Raw genomic sequence first — 19,984 nt, 5'->3', positions numbered from 1 at the left:
GGGGGGGGGGGGCGGGGCTCCCCCCCCCCACCCCCCGGCCGGGCCGCGCCGCCCCCCCCCCCCCCCCCCCCCCCCCCCCCCCCCCCCCCCCCCCCCCGCCTTCGACAGTTTTTCGCGATCTGTCGGCAAAGCCTGGGGGAGAGCCCCCTGAGTCAGGGGGCGGCCGCGAAGCGGCGGGGGTCTGGGAGCTGGTAAGTGGGGCCCGCGTTTCGCGCAGCGAAGCGTGGGAGCGGCAGCGCGCATGCGATGGCGCGTTCCCAGGGCGCAGCCCTGCCGAGACACCCCCGCCGGGGTAAACTAGCCGGATGGCTTCCCGTCCCGCGCACGACCTGCTCCAACGCGTCTTTGGTTACGACGATTTCCGTGGTCCCCAGCAGGACATCGTGGAGCATGTGGCTGCCGGTCACGATGCCCTGGTGCTGATGCCCACCGGCGGTGGCAAGTCGCTGTGCTACCAGGTCCCGGCCCTGCTGCGTGACGGATGTGGCATCGTCATCTCGCCGCTGATCGCGCTGATGCAGGACCAGGTCGAAGCCCTGCGCCAGCTCGGGGTACGTGCCGAGTACCTGAATTCAACCCTGGACGCCGAGACCGCCGGCCGCGTCGAGCGCGAATTGCTCGCGGGTGAGCTGGACATGCTCTATGTCGCCCCCGAGCGCCTGCTGACCGGCCGCTTCCTGTCGCTGCTGTCGCGCAGCCAGATCGCCCTGTTCGCCATCGACGAAGCACACTGCGTGTCGCAGTGGGGCCATGATTTCCGCCCCGAGTACCGCCAGCTGACCGTGCTGCACGAGCGTTGGCCGCAGATCCCGCGGATCGCGCTGACCGCGACCGCCGATCCGCCGACCCAGCGCGAGATCGCCGAGCGCCTCGATCTGCAGGAAGCACGCCACTTCGTCAGCTCCTTCGATCGCCCCAACATCCGCTACACCGTGGTGCAGAAGGACAACGCCCGCAAGCAGCTGACCGATTTCCTGCGCGGCCACCGTGGCGAGGCCGGCATCGTCTACTGCATGTCACGGCGCAAGGTCGAGGAGACCGCCGAATTCCTCTGCGGCCAGGGCTTCAACGCCCTGCCCTACCATGCCGGTCTGCCACCGGACGTGCGCGCGAACAACCAGCGCCGCTTCCTGCGTGAGGATGGCATCGTGATGTGCGCCACCATTGCCTTCGGCATGGGTATCGACAAGCCGGACGTGCGCTTCGTGGCGCATACCGACCTGCCCAAGTCGATGGAAGGCTACTACCAGGAAACCGGTCGCGCCGGCCGCGATGGCGAGGCCGCCGAGGCCTGGCTGTGCTACGGCCTGGGCGATGTGGTGCTGCTCAAGCAGATGATCGAGCAGTCCGAGGCAGGTGAAGAGCGCAAGCAGCTGGAGCGGTCCAAGCTCGACCACCTGCTGGGTTACTGCGAGTCGATGCAGTGCCGCCGCCAGGTGCTGCTGGCCGGTTTCGGCGAGACCTATCCCCAGCCCTGCGGCAACTGCGACAACTGCCTGACACCGCCGGCCTCGTGGGACGCAACCATTCCGGCGCAGAAGGCGCTGAGCTGTGTCTACCGCAGCGGCCAGCGTTTCGGCGTCGGCCACCTGATCGACGTTCTGCGTGGCAGCGAGAACGAGAAGGTGAAGCAGCAGGGGCACGACAAGCTCAGCACCTATGCGATCGGTCGCGATCTGGATGCGCGCACCTGGCGCAGCGTGTTCCGCCAGCTGGTCGCCGCCAGCCTGCTGGAAGTGGACAGCGAGGGCCATGGTGGCCTGCGCCTGACCGACGCCAGCCGCGACGTACTGACCGGCCGCCGGCAGATCAGCATGCGCCGCGACCCGGCCAGCAGCACCAGCGGACGCGAGCGCAGCGCACAGCGCACCGGCCTGTCGGTGCTGCCGCAGGATCTGGCGCTGTTCAACGCCCTGCGCGGCCTGCGTGCCGAACTGGCCCGCGAACAGAATGTGCCGGCCTTCGTGATCTTCCACGACAGCACCCTGCGCAACATTGCCGAACAGCGCCCGACGAGCCTGGACGAACTGGCCCGGGTCGGCGGCATCGGCGGCAGCAAGCTGAGCCGCTACGGCCCGCGCTTGGTCGAGATCGTGCGCGAAGAGGGCTGACGGTATCGCGTTGCCGCGCTGCGCGGCCGCCGGGCATGGTCCCAACGGCGCGCGGGCGCCCCTGTAGAGCCGAGCCCACGCTCGGCTGCCTCTGCGCGAACAGCAGCCGAGCGTGGGCTGGGCTCTACACTGGTGCTGGTCCAACCTTGAACCGGCCATTCAGCCGGAAGTGCATCCGCGCCCGCTTGCAGCTAGATTAGCGCCATGTCCCTGGCCTCGACCCTGCTCCGTGTCGTGCTCATGCTCAGCCTGTTGCTCAACGGGCTGAACGCAGCCATGGCCAGCGGTCACGAGGAAATGGGCCGGATGGCCCACGCGGTAGCCGCCCTTGATGGCGGCGATGCCGACTGCCATCACCATGCCTCCATGCAGGCCGATCAGGCCCCGCAGACCAAGGCCCCCGCCCACGACGCCCACTGCCAGATCAAGGACTGCGTGCGCAGCTGCGCCCAGCACCCGCTGCTGGTGGTACAGCCGTTGCCGTACCTGGCCAGCCCGGCACTGTCACTGGCACCGCAGCCGATGCCGGCCACTGGCCGTCCGGCGCCGCCGCTGCCGCCGATCTCGCGTCCTCCCATCGGCTGATTCCACACGCACCGTGCGCCCTGCGCACCGTAGCCGGCCGCCTGCCGGCGTCTTTACGTGTCTGGAGTCACCACCATGAATACCCGCATTCCCCCCGGCCCGGGCGCTGTGCCCATGTCGTCGCGCCGCCTGTTCGTGCAGGGCCTGACCGCCGGCGGCGTGGTAGCCGGTATCGCCGCTGTCGGCGTGCCGCAGCGTGCGCTCGCCGCCGCCACGGCCGCCCCACGCCTGGCCGGCGCCCCCGCCGTGCTCAGCGACACCCGCATCGAACTGGCCATCGGCGAATCGCTGGCCAATTTCACCGGCCGTACCCGCCCGGCGATCACCGTCAACGGCTCACTGCCGGCACCGATCCTGCGCTGGCGCGAAGGCCAGACCGTGGACCTGTTCGTGCGCAACACGCTGGAACGACACCCGACGTCGATCCACTGGCACGGCATCCTGCTGCCGGCCAACATGGACGGCGTGCCCGGCCTGAGCTTCAACGGCATCGGCCCCGGCGAGACCTACCACTATCATTTCGAACTGAAGCAGTCGGGCACCTACTGGTACCACAGCCACTCGATGTTCCAGGAACAGGCTGGTCTGTACGGCGCGCTGATCATCGATCCCGCCGAGCCGGCGCCGTACCGTCATGATCGCGAGCACGTGATCATGCTGTCCGACTGGACCGACATGGACCCGGGCGCGCTGTTCCGCCGCATGAAAAAGCTGGCGGCGTATGACAACTACTACATGCGCACGCTGCCGGACTTCCTGCGCGACGCGAAGCGCGACGGCTGGTCTGCAGCGCTGTCCGACCGTGGCATGTGGGGCCGGATGCGGATGACGCCCACCGACCTGTCCGACGTCAATGCCAACACCTACACCTACCTGATGAACGGCACCGCCCCGGCCGGCAACTGGACCGGCCTGTTCCGCAGTGGCGAGAAGGTGCTGCTGCGCTTCATCAACGGCGGGTCGATGACCTACTTCGACGTGCGCATCCCCGGTTTGAAAATGACCGTGGTCGCTGCCGATGGCCAGTACATCCACCCGGTCAGCATCGACGAGTTCCGCATCGCTCCAGCCGAGACCTACGACGTGCTGGTGGAACCGAGCGGCCAGGATGCCTACACCATCTTCTGCCAGGACATGGGCCGCACCGGCTACGCTGCGGGCACGCTGGCCGTACGTCATGGCTTGCAGGCGCCGATTCCTGAGCGCGACCGGCGCGTGCTGTTGACCATGGCTGACATGGGCCACGACATGGGCGGTGGTGGCCACGGCGGTCACGACATGGCCGCGATGAAGGGCATGGAAGGCGGCTGCGGCGCCAGCATGGGCCACGGCGCGCACGGCGGCAGCGATACCGCCAGCAAGTCACCGAAGCACCCGGCCAGCGAGCGCAACAACCCGCTGGTGGACATGCAGAGTTCGGCCACCGAACCAAAGCTGGACGACCCCGGCATCGGCCTGCGCGACAACGGCCGCCAGGTACTGACCTACGGCGCGATGCGCAGCCTGTTCGAAGACCCGGATGGCCGCGAACCCAGTCGCGAGATCGAACTGCACCTGACCGGCCACATGGAGAAATTCTCCTGGTCGTTCGATGGCATCCCATTCGCCAGCGCCGAACCGCTGCGGCTGAACTACGGCGAGCGCATGCGCATCGTGCTGGTCAACGACACCATGATGCAGCACCCGATCCACCTGCACGGCGTGTGGAGCGACCTGGAAAACGCGCAGGGCGAGTTCCAGCTGCGCAAGCACACCATCGACATGCCACCGGGCACCCGCCGCAGCTATCGCGTGCGCGCCGATGCGCTCGGCCGCTGGGCCTACCACTGCCATCTGCTGTACCACATGGAAGCGGGCATGATGCGCGAAGTGAGGATCGAAGAATGAGCCGCCCACTGCTTTCCCCCAGCCTGCTGGCCCTGGGCCTGGCCGCCGCATTGCCGGTGTTCGCGCAGTCGCACGAAGGTCATGACATGACCGCGATGGATCCGCCCGCAAAGACCGCGAAGATGCCAGTCGCTCCGGTCGATCATTCGAAGATGGATCATTCGAAGATGGATCCGGGCGCGATGGACCACTCAGCCATGGACCACTCGAAGATGGACCACGGCGCGATGCAGCCGGCGGCGATGGACAACACCACGATGGACCCTTCCAGGATGGATCATGCGGCGATGGGTCACGGCGCGCCCGCGCCCACCGAACCGCGCGAACCCATCCCGGTGCCGACCGATGCCGACCGTGCCGCTGCCTTCCCGCCCATCGCTCACGGTGCGATGGAGCATGCGCCGGAGATCAACAGCCTGCTGCTGATCGACCGCCTCGAACACTGGGATGGCAAGAGCAGCAACGGCCAGGCCTGGGAGGCGACCGGCTGGATCGGCGGCAACATCAACCGTCTGTGGTTGCGTACCGATGGCGAACGCAGCCGTGGCCGCACCGAATCGTCGTCACTGGAAGCGCTGTACGGCCGCAGCGTGTCGCCGTGGTGGGACGTGCTGGTCGGCGTGCGCCAGGACTTCCGCCCGGCCGACTCGCGCACGTGGGCAGCCATCGGCATCCAGGGCCTGGCGCCGTACAAGTTCGAAAGCTCGGCCACGCTGTACATGGGCTCCGGTGGCCAGGTGCTGGCCAAGGCCGAGGTTGAGTACGACGTGCTGCTGACCAACCGCCTGATCCTGCAACCGCTGCTGGAAGCCACCGTCGCGGCCAAGGATGAACCGGAGTACGGCATTGGTCGCGGACTGAACAAGGTGGAGGCCGGTCTGCGCCTGCGCTATGAGTTCAGCCGCCGCTTCGCGCCGTACATCGGCATCAGCCACGAACGCACGTTTGGCGACACCGCCGACTATGCCGGTGACCACGCGCGCGACACCCGCTGGGTCGCCGGCGTGCGCATGTGGTTCTGAGCAGCGGTTCGTGAGCAATGGCCAGCCCCGGCAGTCGCCGGGGCCGGCTACACTGCGCCACGCTCCATTGCAGGCCCCGCCATGTCGTTGCAGATCCGCCGCGCTACCCTTGCCGATGTCGACGCCCTGTCGGCGATCGCCATCACCACCTACAACGAAACCTGGGGCGACTCGTACCCGGCGCAGGAGCTGCATGATTTCCTGCAGGCGCACTACAGCCGCGAACCTCAGCGCATCGAACTGTCCGACCCACGCAGTGCCATCTGGCTGCTGATGGACGGTGACACCGTGGTCGGTTATCTGGCCGCCGGCGCCAACACCCTGCCGCACACGGATGCACGCGAGGGCGACATCGAACTGAAGCGGTTCTACATCCTGGCTGCACACCAGAACGGCGGCCATGGTGCACGCCTGATGGATGCGTTCATGGCCTGGCTGGACCAGCCGCAGCGCCGCACCCTGTGGGTGGGCGTGTGGGAAGAGAATTTCGGTGCGCAACGCTTCTACGCGCGCTATGGCTGCAGCAAGGTTGGCGAGTACGACTTCATCGTCGGCGACACCCACGACCGCGAGTTCATCCTGCGGCGGCCGTGATCACGCGGCCCTTGTAGAGTCGAGCATGGCTCGACTCTACAAAGAGCGAAGCGCCTAGAAGTCGAACAATTCCGACAGGAAGCTGTCCTTCTTCTTTTTCTTGTAGCCGTGGCCACGGTTGTCCTCGTAGCGCTGGCCGAGGTGGCGGGTATCACGGTGCATCACCGGTGGCGGCGCGGATGCCGGCTGGGCCTGCACGGGCGCTGGCGGCGGCGCGGCCGCACCGGCACCCGCGCGTTCGATGATCTTGTCCAGTTCACCCCGGTCCAGCCAGACACCACGGCAGCCGGGGCAATAGTCGATCTCGATGCCATGGCGTTCGGCCATCTGCAGGGTCTGGGTCTTGCACACGGGGCACAGCATCGGCATTGCTCCTGTCGGTCTGGCATCGACTGTACCTGCCCTGTGATGACTGTGCGGCAACGCATGACCGATGGCACGGGGACTTCCGACGCGTGCCCGCTTCCCTGCTACCCCGCAGACTGAAACCCTGTTCCGCAGGGAATGCATACATGACCGTGTTGTCCCGCCTGCCCACCACCGCGCGCCTGTTGCTGGTCCTGCTGAGCGTCGGCCTCGGCCTGAACCTGCGCGATATCGCCGCGGCCATCGGCACACCGATTCCCGCACTGCCCATCCCCTATGGCGGCAGCCTGTTGGACAACACGCTGGCGGTACTGGTGGCACTGCTGCTGGCCGCGCTGCTGCGACCCCGTGGCATGAGCCTGCTGGCCAGCCTCGGGTTGCGCGGGAATGGCTGGGGTGGCCCGATGTGGGTGCTGCTGGCCAGCCTGCCCTGCTGGCTGGGCCTGGCGCTGCTCGGCACGCCGAACACCGCGCTGACCACGCTGGATGCCACGATGCTGGCGGTGCTGTTCCCGCTGGCCGAGGAAGTGCTGTTCCGAGGACTCGGCTTCGTGCTGCTGGTGAAGACCATGCGCGGCTCCTGGCCATGGCTCGCACTGCCGCAGGCGCTGCTGTTCGGCATGGTGCACTGGCTCGGCTTCGGTGGGTTGGACGGTGGCGGCATCGCGCTGTTCGTCGGCGCGGTGATCGCCCTGGGCGGCTTCATCTTCGCCTGGCTCGACCACCTCGACGGCGACACCCTGTGGTGCGGCCTGGTCCTGCACGTTTCGATGAACCTGGCCTGGAATGTGTTCAGCCTCGATGACGCCGTTGCACTGGGCTGGCAGGCCACCAGCCTGCGTATCGGCACGGCCCTGCTGGCGGTGCTGGTGCTGGCCTGGCACCTTCATCGCAAGCGGCGCGGACGGTTGTAACGCCCACTTAGCTTGCCGTGCACGCCGGGATCACTACCGGCTTGCGCATACTTGCGCGCCTTTCGCTCCCCCTGTTGTCCGGAGTTGCCGCGTCATGTTGCTGTCCAAGCGCTTTGTGGAACCGCGCGTCCTGCTGATCGAGGACGCCGAGGAAACCCAGGAACTCAGTCGCCTCGCCCTGGAAAGCCAGGCCTGCCAGGTCACCGCTGTCAGCAGCGCCGAGGCCGCGCTGGGCCTGCTCAACGCTGGCGAACCATTCGACCTGCTGTTCACCGACGTCTGCCTGGGCGGCATCAGCGGCATCGAAACCGCCAACCGCGTGCGCGAGCACCTGCCGCAGCTGCCGATCCTGGTCACCTCCGGCATGGACCAGCACCGCGTGCTGCCACAGCTGCGCGCCGGCATCCACTTCCTGCCCAAGCCGTACAGCATGAGCGAGCTGCTCGATGCCATCCGCCTGTGCTTCCGTCATGCAGCGGATGCCACGTTGATACCGCCGCCGCAGGCCAGCGCGGCCTGAGGCAATCATCCACGCATGGCGTGGATCTACTGATTCCGTTTCTCGTCGGCGTGGATCTTCGTCAACACCCCCGATAGATCCACGCCATGCGTGGATTGAACCTGAGATCAACCGCTGCTGTACGGCCCGGTACCCGGGAACACCTTCAACAACGCGCGGGTGATCATGTCCGGGTACACCGTGAAGTGGTCCTCGTCGTCGATCACCATGTTGTCCACCGTCAGCGAGCGGCCACTGCCGCGCAGCTGCTCGGCGAACTCGGCGTTGTGGCGCAGCATGTCGTTGCGGGTGAAATAGCGCGGCTCCGGCTTGACCGTTTCGAAGCTGCCGATCGACAGCACCACCGTGGTCGGCTGCGTGGGCGCCTTGGCCTTGGCCTGCAGGCGCGGCACAAGGTGGTTGTCGAACCACAGCGACGGGCTGGACAGGATGTAGGTCCGGAACATGTCCGGACGCGTGGTCAGCACGTAGGCGCCGAACAGGCCGCCATAGGAATGGCCAGCATAGGCGCGTCGCGCCGGATCGGTGCGGTAGCGTGCATCGATCATCGGCAGCACGTGCTCGGCGAGGAAATCGCGGTAATGTGCCGCGCCGCCGTAGCTGACGTCATCGCTGTAGTCGCGCGGGTCGGTACGCGCCGGATTGCTGGGGGTGTAATCACGCGAACGGCTCTGCTTCGAAGTCAGGCCCTCCTGCGGCGGCAGCCCGACCAGGATGAAATCCTCGATGTTGACGCCCTTCTGCCCGACCATGTTGCGCACGCTGCGCACCAGCGGAAAGCTGTACAGCGCATCGGTTACGTACAGCACCGGATAGTGCTTTTCAGGGTGCGCGGCATAGTCGGCCGGCAGTGCCACCCAGATCGGGTAATCGCGCCCCACGGGGTCATGTACGCGCAGCGCTTCCGTATCCGGCAGCACCACGCCCGGCGCTGCAGTGGCCGCGCTTTCCTTCGCTTCACTCTGCGTTGCCGGTGGCGCCACCGACATCGCGCAGCCACTCACGGCCAGGCAGGCCGCCACACTCCATACACGCACACGCTGCATCCACGCTCTCCCGTTGCGGGCGACGCACCCGGTTGGCGCCGCTACCGCATCCTCACACGTCGTGCGACGCAGTGCCACGCCAGGTCAGGGCGAGGCCGGTGGCGGCGCCGGGAACAGCGTGCGCAGCGCCTGCAGGGCGGCCGGGTGGTAGATCGTGGCGTGGGTTTCCTCCGGCAGCGGCAGGTACTTCACCAGTGGCGACGGCGCGGCCTGCTGCAGCAACGCGGCCAGTCGTGCAGTGGAAGCGGCCAGTTCCGGCTGTCCGCTGCTGGCCAGGAACACCTGCGGCTTCGCACGCGTCACCGCCGGCAGCTGTTTGGTCGCTCCGGCCAACATTGCACCACGGTTCCACCACAGGCTGGGGTCCAGCGCGATGTAGCTGTTGAACAGCGTCGGCTCCTGCAGCAGCGTCTCGACCACGAACAGGCCGGCCAGCGATTCACCGATCAGCGCGCGCTCGTCGGTGGTCGGGTAGCGCTGGCGTACCTGCGGCATCAGTTCATCGCGCAGGAAGCGGCGGTAGGCCGCCGATCCACCAATACGCGGCGCGATCTTCTGGTCCTGCGGGTCGTTGCTGGGGCCAGTCATGTCGCGGCGGCGCTCGGTGTTCTCGATGCCAACCAGCAGGAACGGACGCATGCTGCCGTTGCCGCTCAGCACCTGCACCAGCCCGGCCACGTGCAGGAAATCTTCGCCTATGCCGCCATCGGCCATGTACAGCACCGGCAACGGTGCCTTCGGATCCAGACCCCAGGGCTGCGGACGGTAGACATTGATGCGGCGGGTTTCGCCCAGCGCCTTCGACTCAATGGTGAAAGTCTCGCCGATCACCAGTGGCGAGGCGGCAGCGGGCGACGCGGGTTCGGCGGCCATCAGCGGCGCGGCGGAGACAGCGGACAACAACAGCGACAGCACGATCAAGCGCATGGGGCGGCCCATCCTGGGAAAGTGCCGAGCATAGCGCCAGGGCCTCGAGCCGGGTGGGTCGCACTGCAATGCGATGGACTCACGCGAAAGCAGATCCCTGCCGAATGCTCGATTCTGGTCCATGCCTGCTGGAACCATGATGCTCCCGCCGAGCGACGGCGGTCCGGGATGGCGCTATGCTCGACGTTGGCAGCCCCAGCCGCCCTGACTGACCATTACAAGGAGGTTTCTATGTTGAATGCATTGATTGCTGTTGCCCTTGCTGCAGGCTCACCGCAACCCGCAGGGAACCAATCCACATCTGCGTCGTATGCGGACTGCCTGCTGGGTCATATCCAGCCGGGGTTGTCCGATCACGCGGTGCAGCTGGTGCAACAGGCCTGTGCCTCGAAGTATCCGGAGAGCTTCGTCGCATCGATGGAACTGGAGCGCAGGATGAGTGCACAGCGCCTTGCCGCCTTCGAGGCGGAACGCGTCGCGATCGAGCGCTCTGCGAATGCCGCAGCAACGGCTGCACAGGAGGCTGCTGACGCAGCAGCCGCAACGGCAAAGGGAGCGCGGACGAAGTAGGAGCCCGGCACCGGGAGCAACAAAAAAGGCACCGCTTGGCGGTGCCTTTCTGAATTGATCTGCCCCCCCCTGAACTGGCGGGCAGCTGCGGCAGGTCCAAGCGACTCGGCCAGCTCCACAGCCTGGCTTTTAAACCCATCGGTGCAACTACGGCGGGTGATACGGGACATAAGAAATCTCAGTGCGATCAAAGTATCGCTTCTTGGCGTCCGCTGACGGGGACCAGATTAATCTCGATGCCGGTAGCTGTAGCCCTCGAAATCCGCGGCCACCAACGTCGTACCCAAGCCAATGAATGGATCGAGAATGCTCCCGCCATCCTCCCCGCACCAACTGACGTAGTAGGTCTGTCGGCCTGCCGGATTGGTACAGAAATCGACAAAGCGCAGCATCGCCACGACGTGAGCTGCATTTGAGCCGTTACCAGCCCCTTGGCTGTCCGTTCCATCCGTATTCAAGGCACGATGATGGATTCGAATGATCTTCTGGCCAGTTCCAAATACTGCCCATCGAAGATGCAAGCCATTGATTTAGATAAGTTTGAATCTACGCTCACCCCAGACTTAGAGGATCACCAGCTTGTGATATGCCTTGCGGGGGCTAAGGTCCTGCCATATCTTCGAGGGGCAGGGGGCTTGAGATTACTAAAGGGAATTTTATGAAATCGCTCTATAGGTCATCACTAGCAGTAGCACTCGGCATCGGCGCATGGGCAAGCGCGGGCAATGGATTTGCGATTAGCTATCCAGGCGTAACCGACAGCCCGAGGAACGTTGTTCATCTGAAGGCAAATGAGCGTCTTGAGCTGGAAAGTGAACTCACCAAGGAGGCGCAGCGGATTGTAAATGGCCTTCCTCCATTGCCAGGCCAAGCCTCCAACAGTCATAGAGTTTTTGCAAAATTCGACAAAACTGGCGAACTACTGATAGTTGATCTTGGGAAAGACTTCATCCCCAAGAGCTATGGCGCTCAGTTCGAAGATAACCTGCATGAGATATCCAGATCTCTCATTTCCATAATGGAAGGCGTAATCCCCATCGGGGGAGTTGAGTTTCGATTTGACGGAGAAAATGTATACCACTACTTCCCTGAGGAACGACGCGAAACGCCGACCCAAAAATCACCAACCAACAGAACCTCGGCGCGAGCCGAGCCAAGCGCCGAACCCGCAAAAGTAATGATATCAGCCGGGCATGGATCTTATTATCACTACGGATTCAAGGATTGGCGATTTCAACGCGACAGCTACAACGGCGTTATCGAGGACGTGATTACGCCGCCCATGGCGGAATTTCTATCTAGCGCACTGACAAGCCGAAGTGGAGCGACGACATCCTTCGTGAGATCACGGGAATCCACTATTCATCAGCCAAGCGGACTTGAGTGGTGGAAAGTCTCGTCAAGATACCACCTCGCGAGCAAATACCCGGAACTCAAGTCGGTTTGGAATTCCAAAGCATCGTCACCTCGCGAGGGAGACATTGAGAGAACCGAAGATCTATATGCGCGACCCCTTTTCGCGAACAATCAGCAAGTTGATGCTCTTCTTCAAGTTCACACAAACGGCGTTGCAGACACTACTGCTCGCGGGTTGAGACTGATCTATCAACCTGGACGCGCTGAAGATCAGAAGCTGGCAGAAAGCGCCCTCTGCTATATGAAGGAACTAATCAACTCAACGCCAGGATACGAGTCCTATCCTGCGGGCGGAGTTTACACCGATGACAATGCCGAGACGCGGAAAGCGACGATGTCCACAGTGATCGCTGAAGTTGGCTTCCATACGAATCCGGACGATCAAGCCGCATTGAAGGATCCCGTGTTCCAAAAAGCCGCCATGCTCGGATTCGAGAAAGGCTACCGCATGTATCGCGAAGGTAAGTCTTGCTCAGCTTTCGCTATCACTTCCACAGGCCCTGCTGCTGGCAAAGGCCCGAGCAAAGTCCCGGTCTCTTTCACCTACACGGGCTACCCTCAAGGGGCGATGAAAGCGGACGCAAAAATCGTGCAGTGCGCACCAGGACACAGGTGCGGCGATGCCAAGGGACTACCGGTTACGCTCAAAGACGGGCAGCTGAGCTGGAATTTTGGATGCGACTCCGCTGAGTCAAGCAACGCAACCCATACGGTACAAACGACAATCTACGATGCTGATGGAGTCAAGACAACACCAATTGTGTCCACCGTTACCTGCCAAGCCTAGTAGTGGTGCGCGTTCAACGCTAGGGAAGTTGAGGGTGAACTGCCCATTTGGCTGACGCTCTACGTGTGAGCCGTCCGTGCATATGGTAAGGTGAGGGTGCCATTGTCGTTTGGAATCTAGACGGTGGAGACACCGTGCATGCTCCGATAGTTGCGACCTTGGCTTGGCCACTGACAATCTCCGCGCCCGTGTGGTATGGACGAATCGAAAGCCCAAAACCCAATGGCCGCACAACGGGCGGCCATTGGTCATATCAAAACGCCACTGCACGGTCAGACTTGCGACAGCCTGCTCTGGCCCACGTCGAAGTAGTGGCCGGTCATCTCGATGCCGGTCCAGCTGTAGCCCTCAGCATCAGCGGCTACCAACGTGGTGCCGGAGCCGGCGAATGGATCGAGGATGCGCCCGCCCTGCCCACAGATCCGCACCAGCTGGCGCATGAGGTCGGTCGGCTTGCCGGTGAGGTGGTGCTTGTCCGACTTGCGTACCGCCTCGCGGAAGACACCCGGCAGCGTTGGCGCCGCTCGGCCCAGCGGCATCCCGCCCTTGCTACCCAGTACGACGTACTCGGCCTGGTTGGAGAATCGGCCGCGCTGAGGTCGCACGCCGCCCGTCTTGTCCCACACCGCCACACCGCGCCAGGTGAGGCCGGCGCACTGCAGCGCGTCGGTAGTCAGCGGCAGCTGCCGCCAGTCGGTAAACAACAGCACCGGCGCGCCATCGCGCAAGACGCGGTTGCACTGCGCCAGCCACAGCTGCATCCACGCCAGGTGCGAGCGCTGGTCGCGTTCGTCGCTGGGGAAGTCAGCATGCAGGTACGGCCCACTGCTCTGCATGTACTTCTCGTTGGGACTGCGCTGGCGAGCAGACGCGTGGACGCCGCCGCTTGCATATGGGGGATCAGTGATGAGGGCGTCGAAGCTGTTGGCCGGCAGGGTCGGCATCGCGCTCAGTGCATCGCCGTGGATCAGTTCGTTCTTCATGGGTAGAGCCTTCTTCTTGGTGTCGCTCGCGGCGATCCGTGGAGAGGCTCTGGGCCTTCATATGGTTCATATCCCCGCAACGGGGGCATTTCATCTGCAGGTCATAGCCGCCTGCGGCCTTGGCCAGCAGGCGAGCGCATGCGCCGCAGCGCAGGTTCTGGCGGCCGATCATCACGCAGCCGCCAAAGCGGTCCATGTCGGGGTTATATCCAAGGCCGAGCGCTTCGCCCTGCAGGTTCTGAAACACTGGGGCATCACCGGTGGCGATAACAAGGCTGCCGGTGGACACGTTACCGAAACGACATGGCAGCGCTGCGACCATGAATTGCCAGTAGTACTGCCCGGCAAGAGAAACGCACTTGAGCGTGGAACCACTCAATTTTTCCGGAGACATGAAAAAAGCGCCACTCGGGCGCCTTAAGTCATTGATCGCAATGGTGGGCCGTGAAGGATTCGAACCTTCGACCAAAAGATTAAAAGTCTTCTGCTCTACCGACTGAGCTAACGGCCCGTTGCACTGCCCCAGCCTTTCGGCGGGGTGGGCATTCTACCCTACTTTGCCGGGCCGGGTGAAACCCTGGTGTGCCGAGATTGCCGGCCAGCGGCCGGCACTACCCCGATCTGGGCTGTCGGCCTAAACCTTTCAGACGACTGCTGCATCCCAGCTGTGATCCCACTGCGGAACTCCGGATGCGCCTGCCCTTCAGCCTGCTTGCTGCTCTGCTGCTGCCCTGCACGGCACTGGCCGCCCCATCGAGGGTCGTCACCGACGACATCGGCCGCTTCTGGGCCACCTATGACGCGGTGCGCGCCGAGCCCGACGCCGAACGCCGGGTAACGCTGGTCCAGCAGCGCTACATCGATCCGGGCAGCCCTGGCCTGCATGCACTGATGCAGGTGCGCCACTACACCGCCCGCGAGTACGCCGAGGCCATGCGTGCGTGGCCGCGCTTCTGGACGTCGGTACGCCCATTGACCGCAAACGCGCAGCAGGCCAGCGCCACACTGGAACGCGACCTGGCCGCCTTCCGCACGCTCTACCCTGCCCTGCGCCCGGCCACCATCACCTATGCAGTGGGTGTGCTGCGCACCGGCGGCACCACGCTAGGCGACAAGGTGCTGATCGGGGCGGAGATGGCGCTGGGCGACGAGCGTGTGGACGTGAGCGAGCTGCCCGAGCCGATGCGCAGCCGCCTGCGGATCTTCTACGACAGCCGCCCGGGGGCGAACAACGCGCAGAACAACCTGCACGAGTACGTGCATACCCAGCGGCGCGAAACCACCGGCAACCTGGCCCAGTACGCGGTGCGCGAGGGTGTTGCCGAGTATGTGGCCGAGCGCATCAGTGGGCGTCGGCCGGCACTGCCCTTCTACGCGTACGGTGCACGTCACGAGGCGGAAATCCGCACGCGCTTCATCGCTGAGATGGACGGCGATGACCTGGACAACTGGCTGTACAACAGCGCCCGCAATCCGTTCGGAGTGAGTGATGTGGGCTATTACGCCGGGTATCGCATCGCGCAGGAGTACATGCGACAGCAGGCGGATGAGAAGGCGGGGATCGCGCGGATGATCGAGTTGGACTATGCCGATCCGGGGGCGGTGCGGGCGTTTATTGAAGCGTCGGGGTGGTTGCAGTAGCGGTAGCGCCGGGCCGTGCCCGGCGCACAGTGCCAACCAAGGTTGGCACCTACCATTGGGGCCATCAGCCCCTCGTTACCTCAGGCGTACAGCGTGGGGTCGGGCACGCCGGCTTCGGTGAAGCCCTGCGCGCGCAGGCGGCAGGCGTCGCAGTGGCCGCAGGCGGCGCCGTTGGCGTCGGCGTTGTAGCAGGACACGGTCAGACCGAAGTCCACGCCCAGGCGCACGCCTTCGCTGACGATCTGGCCCTTGCTGAGGAACTGCAGCGGTGCGTGTACCTTGATGCCCGCGCCCTCCACGCCCGACTTGGTAGCCAGGTTGGCCAGCGCCTGGAACGCGGCCACGAACTCGGGGCGGCAGTCCGGGTAACCGGAGTAGTCCACGGCGTTGACGCCGCAGAAGATGTCGTTGGCGCCGAGCACTTCGGCCCAGCCCAAGGCCAGCGACAGCATGATGGTGTTGCGCGCCGGCACATAGGTGATCGGGATGCCGGCACCGCCGGCCTCGGGCACGTCGATATCGTCGGTCAGCGCCGAGCCACCAATGCTGCGCAGGTCCACGTCCACGGTCTTGTGCGCGACCACGCCCTGGGCCTTGGCCACGCGGGCGGCGGCATCCAGTTCGGAGGTATGGCGCTGGCCGTAGCGCACGCTCAGGGCATGCACGGCAAAGCCCTGTTCCTGGGCCATGGCGATGACGGCGGCTGAATCCATGCCGCCGGAGAGAAGCACGACTGCCTTCTTCATGGGAAAAACGTCCGGTTGGGAGGGGAAAGCCAGCACGCTGTCCCGCGCCGGAGCTACATCAGGGAACGTCGCGCGGGCTCATCGGCCCGGCTCGTCGTTCCACAGGATTTTATGCAACTGCATCTGGAAGCGCACCGGCAGCCGGTCCTCGACGATCCAGTCCGCCAGTTGGCGCGCGGTGATCTCACCCTTGCTCGGCGAGAAGAACACGGTGCAACGCTTCACCAGGTCGTGCTCGGCGACCATCGCCTTGGCCCAGTCGTAATCCTCGCGGTTGCAGATGACGAACTTGATCTGGTCGCGGGCGGTCAGCAGCGGCAGGTTTTCCAGGCGGTTGCGGGCGGCTTCGGCCGAGCCCGGGGTCTTGATGTCGACCACGCGCGATACGCGCGGGTCCACGGCGCTGACGTCCAGCGCGCCGGAGGTTTCCAGCGAGACGTCCATGCCGGCATCGCACAGCTTCTGCAGCAACACCAGGCAGCGCTTCTGTGCCAGCGGCTCGCCGCCGGTCACGCAGACGTGGCGCACGCCCTGGGCCAGCACCTCGGCCACGATGTCGTCGATGTCCCACCAGGTGCCGCCGTGGAAGGCATAGGCGGTGTCGCAGTACTGGCAGCGCAGCGGGCAACCGGTCAGACGCACGAACACGGTCGGCCAACCGGCGGTATCGGCTTCGCCCTGCAGCGAAGTGAAGATCTCGGTGATCTTCAGGCGTGGCAGGGGCGACTGCACGATCTCACTGGGCGTGGCGGCGGCGCTGGACGGGGTAACGGCGGTCATGGCAGGTACTTCTTGGTGGGACACGTGGCGGGTGGGCTACCGTGGCCGGTAACGAAAGCAGCCGAGCAAGGCTCGGCTCTACAACAGCAACCGGGCGGGTATACCCGCCGGTAATGCAAGCCGCCGGGCATGGCCCGGCGCTAACGGATCCGGGCGGGTTTGCCGAACCGGAAACGAAAGCAGCCGAGCGTGGGCTCGGCTCTACAGGGCACCCATTGTACGCCCGGTCAGCGGATCAGCGGATCTGCTTGCCGAGGCGGATGGACTGCAGACGGTCCTGCGCGGTGCGCGCGGCGTCCGAGCCGGGGTACTGGGCCACGACGGTCTCCAGCGTCTGCTGGGCCTGGTCGACCTTGCCCTCGCCGTACTGCGAGAGGCCGACCTTGAGCAGGCCGCCAGCGGCCTTGTCGTGGGTCGGATAGCGCGAGAGCAGTTCGCGGAACTGGGTCTCGGCCATCGGGAAATTGCGGGTGGCGTAGTAGCTCTCGCCCAGCCAGTACAGCGCGTTCGGCGCATAGACGCCGTTCGGATACAGCTGCAGGAAGCTCAGGAACAGCTGCGCCGAGTCATCGTACCTGCCGGCCTTCAGCGAATCGAAGGCGACGTTGTAGGTGGTGCGCTCGTCGCCGGTGGCGGCAAGGCTGCCGGCATCACCATGGACCGAAGGCGGCCGCTCGGAAGTGGCCGCCGCTGCGGGTTTTGCCGGGGCCGGAGCGGCCTTCGGCGCGCTCGCCGGAACGGGCGGCAGGGCCGGGGCGGCATTGCCCCCTTCCAACCGGTTCAGGCGGCTGTCCAGATCCAGGTACTGGTCCTGGGCGGACTGCTTGAGCTGGGCGTTGTCGTGCTGCAACTGCTCGATCGAGGCCTGCAGGCTGGTGACCTGCTGCCGCAGCTGATTGATCTGGTTCAACAGGTCCTGGTTGGCACTGTTGTTGTACATCTGCTGCTCGAGCGCGCCGACACGGTCAGCCAGGCTCTGTCGCTGTGCATGCGCCGGTGCGGCAGCCACGAGGGCTGCCGCAACGACCAGCATCAGTTTGATGCCAATGCGCATGGATTACTGCGCGGTGTAGACGATTTCGACGCGACGGTTCTGCGACCAGCAGGACTCGTTCGACTCGGTGCAGACCGGACGCTCTTCACCGTAGGACACGACGGTCAGCTGCGAAGCCGAGCCACCGTTGGCCTGCAGGGCCGAGTTGACGCCGTTGCCACGACGCTCACCCAGGGCCTGGTTGTACGCGCGCGAACCGCGCTCGTCGGTGTGGCCCTGCAGGGTGATGCGCGAAGACGGACGGTCACGCAGGTACTTGGCGTGGCACGCCATGATGGCCTGGAATTCCGGCTTCACGTCTTCCTTGTCCAGGTCGAAGTAGACAACGCGCTGGCGCAGGCAAGCGTCGGTGTCCAGGTCGCCCGGGCCGTACAGGCCGGAGGTCGACGGACCGGTCGGGGTGGTGGTCGAGGTGCCGGTGTCGACCGGAGCCGGCACTTCTTCCTTGACCTTCTTCGAGCAACCGGCCAGGACGGCCACAGACAGCAGGGAAACAAGCAGAACGCGGGTGGACTTGTTCATGGCGATACCTTTGTGGCTCCTAGGCCGATGAGGGGTTCAAGACAGCGAAAATATTAACACTCTTTTAGCGCTGGGTACGGTATGGGGACCATGCCGGTTCGCGCACATCTCCGTCGGCCAGAACCAACCGCTGGCGCACGCGCGCATCGGCGGAAACGGCATACAGCACACCACGGCCACCCTCGCGGGCGGCGTACAACACCATGCTTGCGTTGGGCGCAAAGCTCGGAGATTCATCCAGCGAACCCGGAGACAGCGTGCTCCAGCGGGGCGAACCCAGCGAGCTGTCCATCATCGCGATCTTGTAGCTGTTGCCCGAGCCCTGGGCGACGGCGATCTTCTTGCCATCGTAGGACACCGACGGCTTGGCGTTGTAGTTGCCCTGGAAGGTCACGCGCTCGGCACTGCCGCCGCCCGCACCCACCTTGTAGACCTGCGGACGGCCACCGCGATCGGAGGTGAAGTACACAGCGCTGCCATCCGGCGCCCAGGTCGGCTCGGTGTCGATGGCGAAGTGGTTGGTCAGCTGGGTCAGCTGCTTGCTGCCCAGGTCCATCACGTAGATTTCCGGGTTGCCCGAACGCGACAGGGTCAGGGCCAGCTTGCGGCCATCCGGCGAGAACGCCGGAGCGCTGTTGATGCCACGGAAGCTGGTGACCAGCTCGCGCGCGCCGGTGCCGATGTTCTGGATGTAGATCGCCGAATTGCCACGCTCGAAGCTGACGTAGGCCAGCTTGCTGCCATCCGGGCTCCACGACGGCGACAGCAGCGGCTCGGCCGAACGCACGATGGTCTGCGGGTTGTAGCCGTCGGAGTCGGCCACCATCAGCGCATAGCGCATGGCGTCGCCCTTGCCGCTGGCGGTCACGTAGGCGATGCGGGTCCAGAAGGCGCCGCGCACACCGGTGATCTTTTCATAGATGGCGTCGGCCATCTGGTGGGCAACGTCGCGCATGGCGTTGCCACGGGCGGTCATCGCCAGGCCCAGCAGGCGCTCGCCCTTGGGCACGTCGAACAGTTCGTACTCGACACGGTAGGCGCCGGCACCGGCGTCGAGCACGCGGCCAACCACGATGTAGTTCTGCTTCAGCGCGCGCCAGGTGGCGAACTGGATGTCGCCGCCACGCACGGGCTTCTCGACGATCTGCGCTTCCGGCAGCGTGCGGAACTGGCCCGAGCGCTCGAGGTCGGCGCGGACCACGCCGGCGACGTCGGTCTGCGGTGCAGCCGCCGAACCCTGGTAGGGCATCGGCACGATGGTGATCGGCAGGGCGGAGGCATTGCCGCCGATGATGTCGATATCCAGCCCCTTCTGCTGCGCGACGGCAGCAAAGGGCAGCAACAGGGCCGCAAACACGGCAAGCCAGCGAGGCATCTTTTTCATGGAGCGCTCAATAGGGGGAAACCGGAACGAGGGATAGCAAAGCGGGAGTGAACCGCTTCGCAATCATGAACCAAGGGTACGTGAATTCCGGGTCAGTTCCAGCCCGTCCTCTCACGCACCGTTAACGTC

The 19,984-nt window shown here is 65.0% G+C and carries 20 protein-coding genes and 1 tRNA gene; 10 read left to right on the top strand and 11 right to left on the bottom strand.

Annotated elements, in window-relative coordinates:
- The first annotated feature begins 305 nt into the window (after window positions 1-305).
- From recQ to ACJ7C5_RS13305, 5 genes are all read left to right on the top strand, one after another.
- The gene (gene recQ, locus ACJ7C5_RS13325; protein ID WP_412704172.1) at window positions 306-2,111 is read left to right on the top strand and encodes a DNA helicase RecQ; all 1,806 of its coding nucleotides are present in this window, start codon (window positions 306-308) and stop codon (window positions 2,109-2,111) included.
- A gap of 204 nt (window positions 2,112-2,315) precedes the next feature.
- A complete protein-coding gene (locus ACJ7C5_RS13320) occupies window positions 2,316-2,696 on the top strand; it encodes a CopL family metal-binding regulatory protein (protein ID WP_412704171.1) in 381 nt (126 codons plus the stop codon).
- A 75-nt stretch (window positions 2,697-2,771) separates the two neighbouring features.
- Window positions 2,772-4,583 carry a copper resistance system multicopper oxidase gene (locus tag ACJ7C5_RS13315; RefSeq protein ID WP_412704170.1) on the top strand — a complete coding sequence of 604 codons (1,812 nt, stop codon included), beginning with the start codon at window positions 2,772-2,774 and terminating at the stop codon, window positions 4,581-4,583.
- Window positions 4,580-5,605: a copper resistance protein B gene (locus ACJ7C5_RS13310; protein WP_412704169.1), complete on the top strand. Its 1,026-nt coding sequence runs from the start codon at window positions 4,580-4,582 to the stop codon at window positions 5,603-5,605. Before ACJ7C5_RS13315 ends, ACJ7C5_RS13310 begins: the two co-directional genes overlap by 4 nt.
- Before the next feature lie 81 nt (window positions 5,606-5,686).
- A complete protein-coding gene (locus ACJ7C5_RS13305; protein WP_412704168.1) occupies window positions 5,687-6,199 on the top strand; it encodes a GNAT family N-acetyltransferase in 513 nt (170 codons plus the stop codon).
- 54 nt (window positions 6,200-6,253) lie between these two features.
- Here ACJ7C5_RS13305 and ACJ7C5_RS13300 read toward each other — a convergent pair whose 3' ends face one another.
- Window positions 6,254-6,562, bottom strand: a complete 309-nt coding sequence (locus ACJ7C5_RS13300; RefSeq protein WP_088026868.1) for a TFIIB-type zinc ribbon-containing protein — start codon at window positions 6,560-6,562, stop codon at window positions 6,254-6,256.
- A gap of 149 nt (window positions 6,563-6,711) precedes the next feature.
- On the opposite strand from ACJ7C5_RS13300, the gene ACJ7C5_RS13295 reads away from it, so the two are divergent.
- Window positions 6,712-7,479 carry a CPBP family glutamic-type intramembrane protease gene (locus ACJ7C5_RS13295; protein WP_412704167.1) on the top strand — a complete coding sequence of 256 codons (768 nt, stop codon included), beginning with the start codon at window positions 6,712-6,714 and terminating at the stop codon, window positions 7,477-7,479.
- Between the two features lie 94 nt (window positions 7,480-7,573).
- Window positions 7,574-7,999, top strand: coding sequence for a response regulator (locus ACJ7C5_RS13290; protein WP_049400506.1), 426 nt, complete (start codon window positions 7,574-7,576; stop codon window positions 7,997-7,999).
- A gap of 107 nt (window positions 8,000-8,106) precedes the next feature.
- Here ACJ7C5_RS13290 and ACJ7C5_RS13285 read toward each other — a convergent pair whose 3' ends face one another.
- A complete protein-coding gene (locus ACJ7C5_RS13285) occupies window positions 8,107-9,045 on the bottom strand; it encodes an alpha/beta hydrolase (protein WP_412704166.1) in 939 nt (312 codons plus the stop codon).
- Window positions 9,046-9,129: 84 nt separating this feature from the next.
- On the bottom strand, window positions 9,130-9,972 hold the full coding sequence (locus tag ACJ7C5_RS13280; protein WP_097049982.1) for an alpha/beta hydrolase: 843 nt from the start codon (window positions 9,970-9,972) through the stop codon (window positions 9,130-9,132).
- 231 nt (window positions 9,973-10,203) lie between these two features.
- Between ACJ7C5_RS13280 and ACJ7C5_RS13275 the strand changes: the two genes are divergently transcribed.
- Complete coding sequence (locus ACJ7C5_RS13275) at window positions 10,204-10,542, top strand: hypothetical protein (RefSeq protein ID WP_412704165.1); 339 nt, start codon at window positions 10,204-10,206, stop codon at window positions 10,540-10,542.
- Window positions 10,543-11,200: 658 nt separating this feature from the next.
- A complete protein-coding gene (locus tag ACJ7C5_RS13270) occupies window positions 11,201-12,745 on the top strand; it encodes an N-acetylmuramoyl-L-alanine amidase family protein (protein ID WP_412704164.1) in 1,545 nt (514 codons plus the stop codon).
- A gap of 272 nt (window positions 12,746-13,017) precedes the next feature.
- Here ACJ7C5_RS13270 and ACJ7C5_RS13265 read toward each other — a convergent pair whose 3' ends face one another.
- From ACJ7C5_RS13265 to ACJ7C5_RS13255, 3 genes are all read right to left on the bottom strand, one after another.
- Entirely contained in the window at window positions 13,018-13,728 is a 711-nt protein-coding gene (locus tag ACJ7C5_RS13265) for a DNA-methyltransferase (protein WP_412704163.1), read from the bottom strand.
- On the bottom strand, window positions 13,646-14,122 hold the full coding sequence (locus ACJ7C5_RS13260; RefSeq protein WP_412704162.1) for a Com family DNA-binding transcriptional regulator: 477 nt from the start codon (window positions 14,120-14,122) through the stop codon (window positions 13,646-13,648). Before ACJ7C5_RS13260 ends, ACJ7C5_RS13265 begins: the two co-directional genes overlap by 83 nt.
- A gap of 41 nt (window positions 14,123-14,163) precedes the next feature.
- Window positions 14,164-14,239 (bottom strand) — tRNA-Lys (locus tag ACJ7C5_RS13255).
- A 179-nt stretch (window positions 14,240-14,418) separates the two neighbouring features.
- On the opposite strand from ACJ7C5_RS13255, the gene ACJ7C5_RS13250 reads away from it, so the two are divergent.
- Entirely contained in the window at window positions 14,419-15,369 is a 951-nt protein-coding gene (locus tag ACJ7C5_RS13250; RefSeq protein WP_412704161.1) for a DUF2268 domain-containing putative Zn-dependent protease, read from the top strand.
- Between the two features lie 80 nt (window positions 15,370-15,449).
- Here ACJ7C5_RS13250 and queC read toward each other — a convergent pair whose 3' ends face one another.
- From queC to tolB, 5 genes are all read right to left on the bottom strand, one after another.
- On the bottom strand, window positions 15,450-16,115 hold the full coding sequence (gene queC, locus ACJ7C5_RS13245; protein WP_180868552.1) for a 7-cyano-7-deazaguanine synthase QueC: 666 nt from the start codon (window positions 16,113-16,115) through the stop codon (window positions 15,450-15,452).
- 78 nt (window positions 16,116-16,193) lie between these two features.
- The gene (gene queE, locus ACJ7C5_RS13240; RefSeq protein ID WP_093999655.1) at window positions 16,194-16,895 is read right to left on the bottom strand and encodes a 7-carboxy-7-deazaguanine synthase QueE; all 702 of its coding nucleotides are present in this window, start codon (window positions 16,893-16,895) and stop codon (window positions 16,194-16,196) included.
- Window positions 16,896-17,130: 235 nt separating this feature from the next.
- Entirely contained in the window at window positions 17,131-17,949 is an 819-nt protein-coding gene (gene ybgF, locus ACJ7C5_RS13235; RefSeq protein ID WP_088026878.1) for a tol-pal system protein YbgF, read from the bottom strand.
- A 3-nt stretch (window positions 17,950-17,952) separates the two neighbouring features.
- On the bottom strand, window positions 17,953-18,471 hold the full coding sequence (pal, locus tag ACJ7C5_RS13230; protein ID WP_014038219.1) for a peptidoglycan-associated lipoprotein Pal: 519 nt from the start codon (window positions 18,469-18,471) through the stop codon (window positions 17,953-17,955).
- A gap of 64 nt (window positions 18,472-18,535) precedes the next feature.
- Window positions 18,536-19,855: a Tol-Pal system beta propeller repeat protein TolB gene (tolB, locus tag ACJ7C5_RS13225; protein WP_032128528.1), complete on the bottom strand. Its 1,320-nt coding sequence runs from the start codon at window positions 19,853-19,855 to the stop codon at window positions 18,536-18,538.
- Between the last annotated feature and the right edge of the window lie 129 nt (window positions 19,856-19,984).

The sequence above is a fragment of the Nocardiopsis yanglingensis genome (genome assembly GCF_045809185.1).
Lineage (GTDB): Bacteria > Pseudomonadota > Gammaproteobacteria > Xanthomonadales > Xanthomonadaceae > Stenotrophomonas > Stenotrophomonas yanglingensis.
Note: the sequence above shows the minus strand (reverse complement) of the source record. Positions and strands in the feature narration are given on the sequence as shown.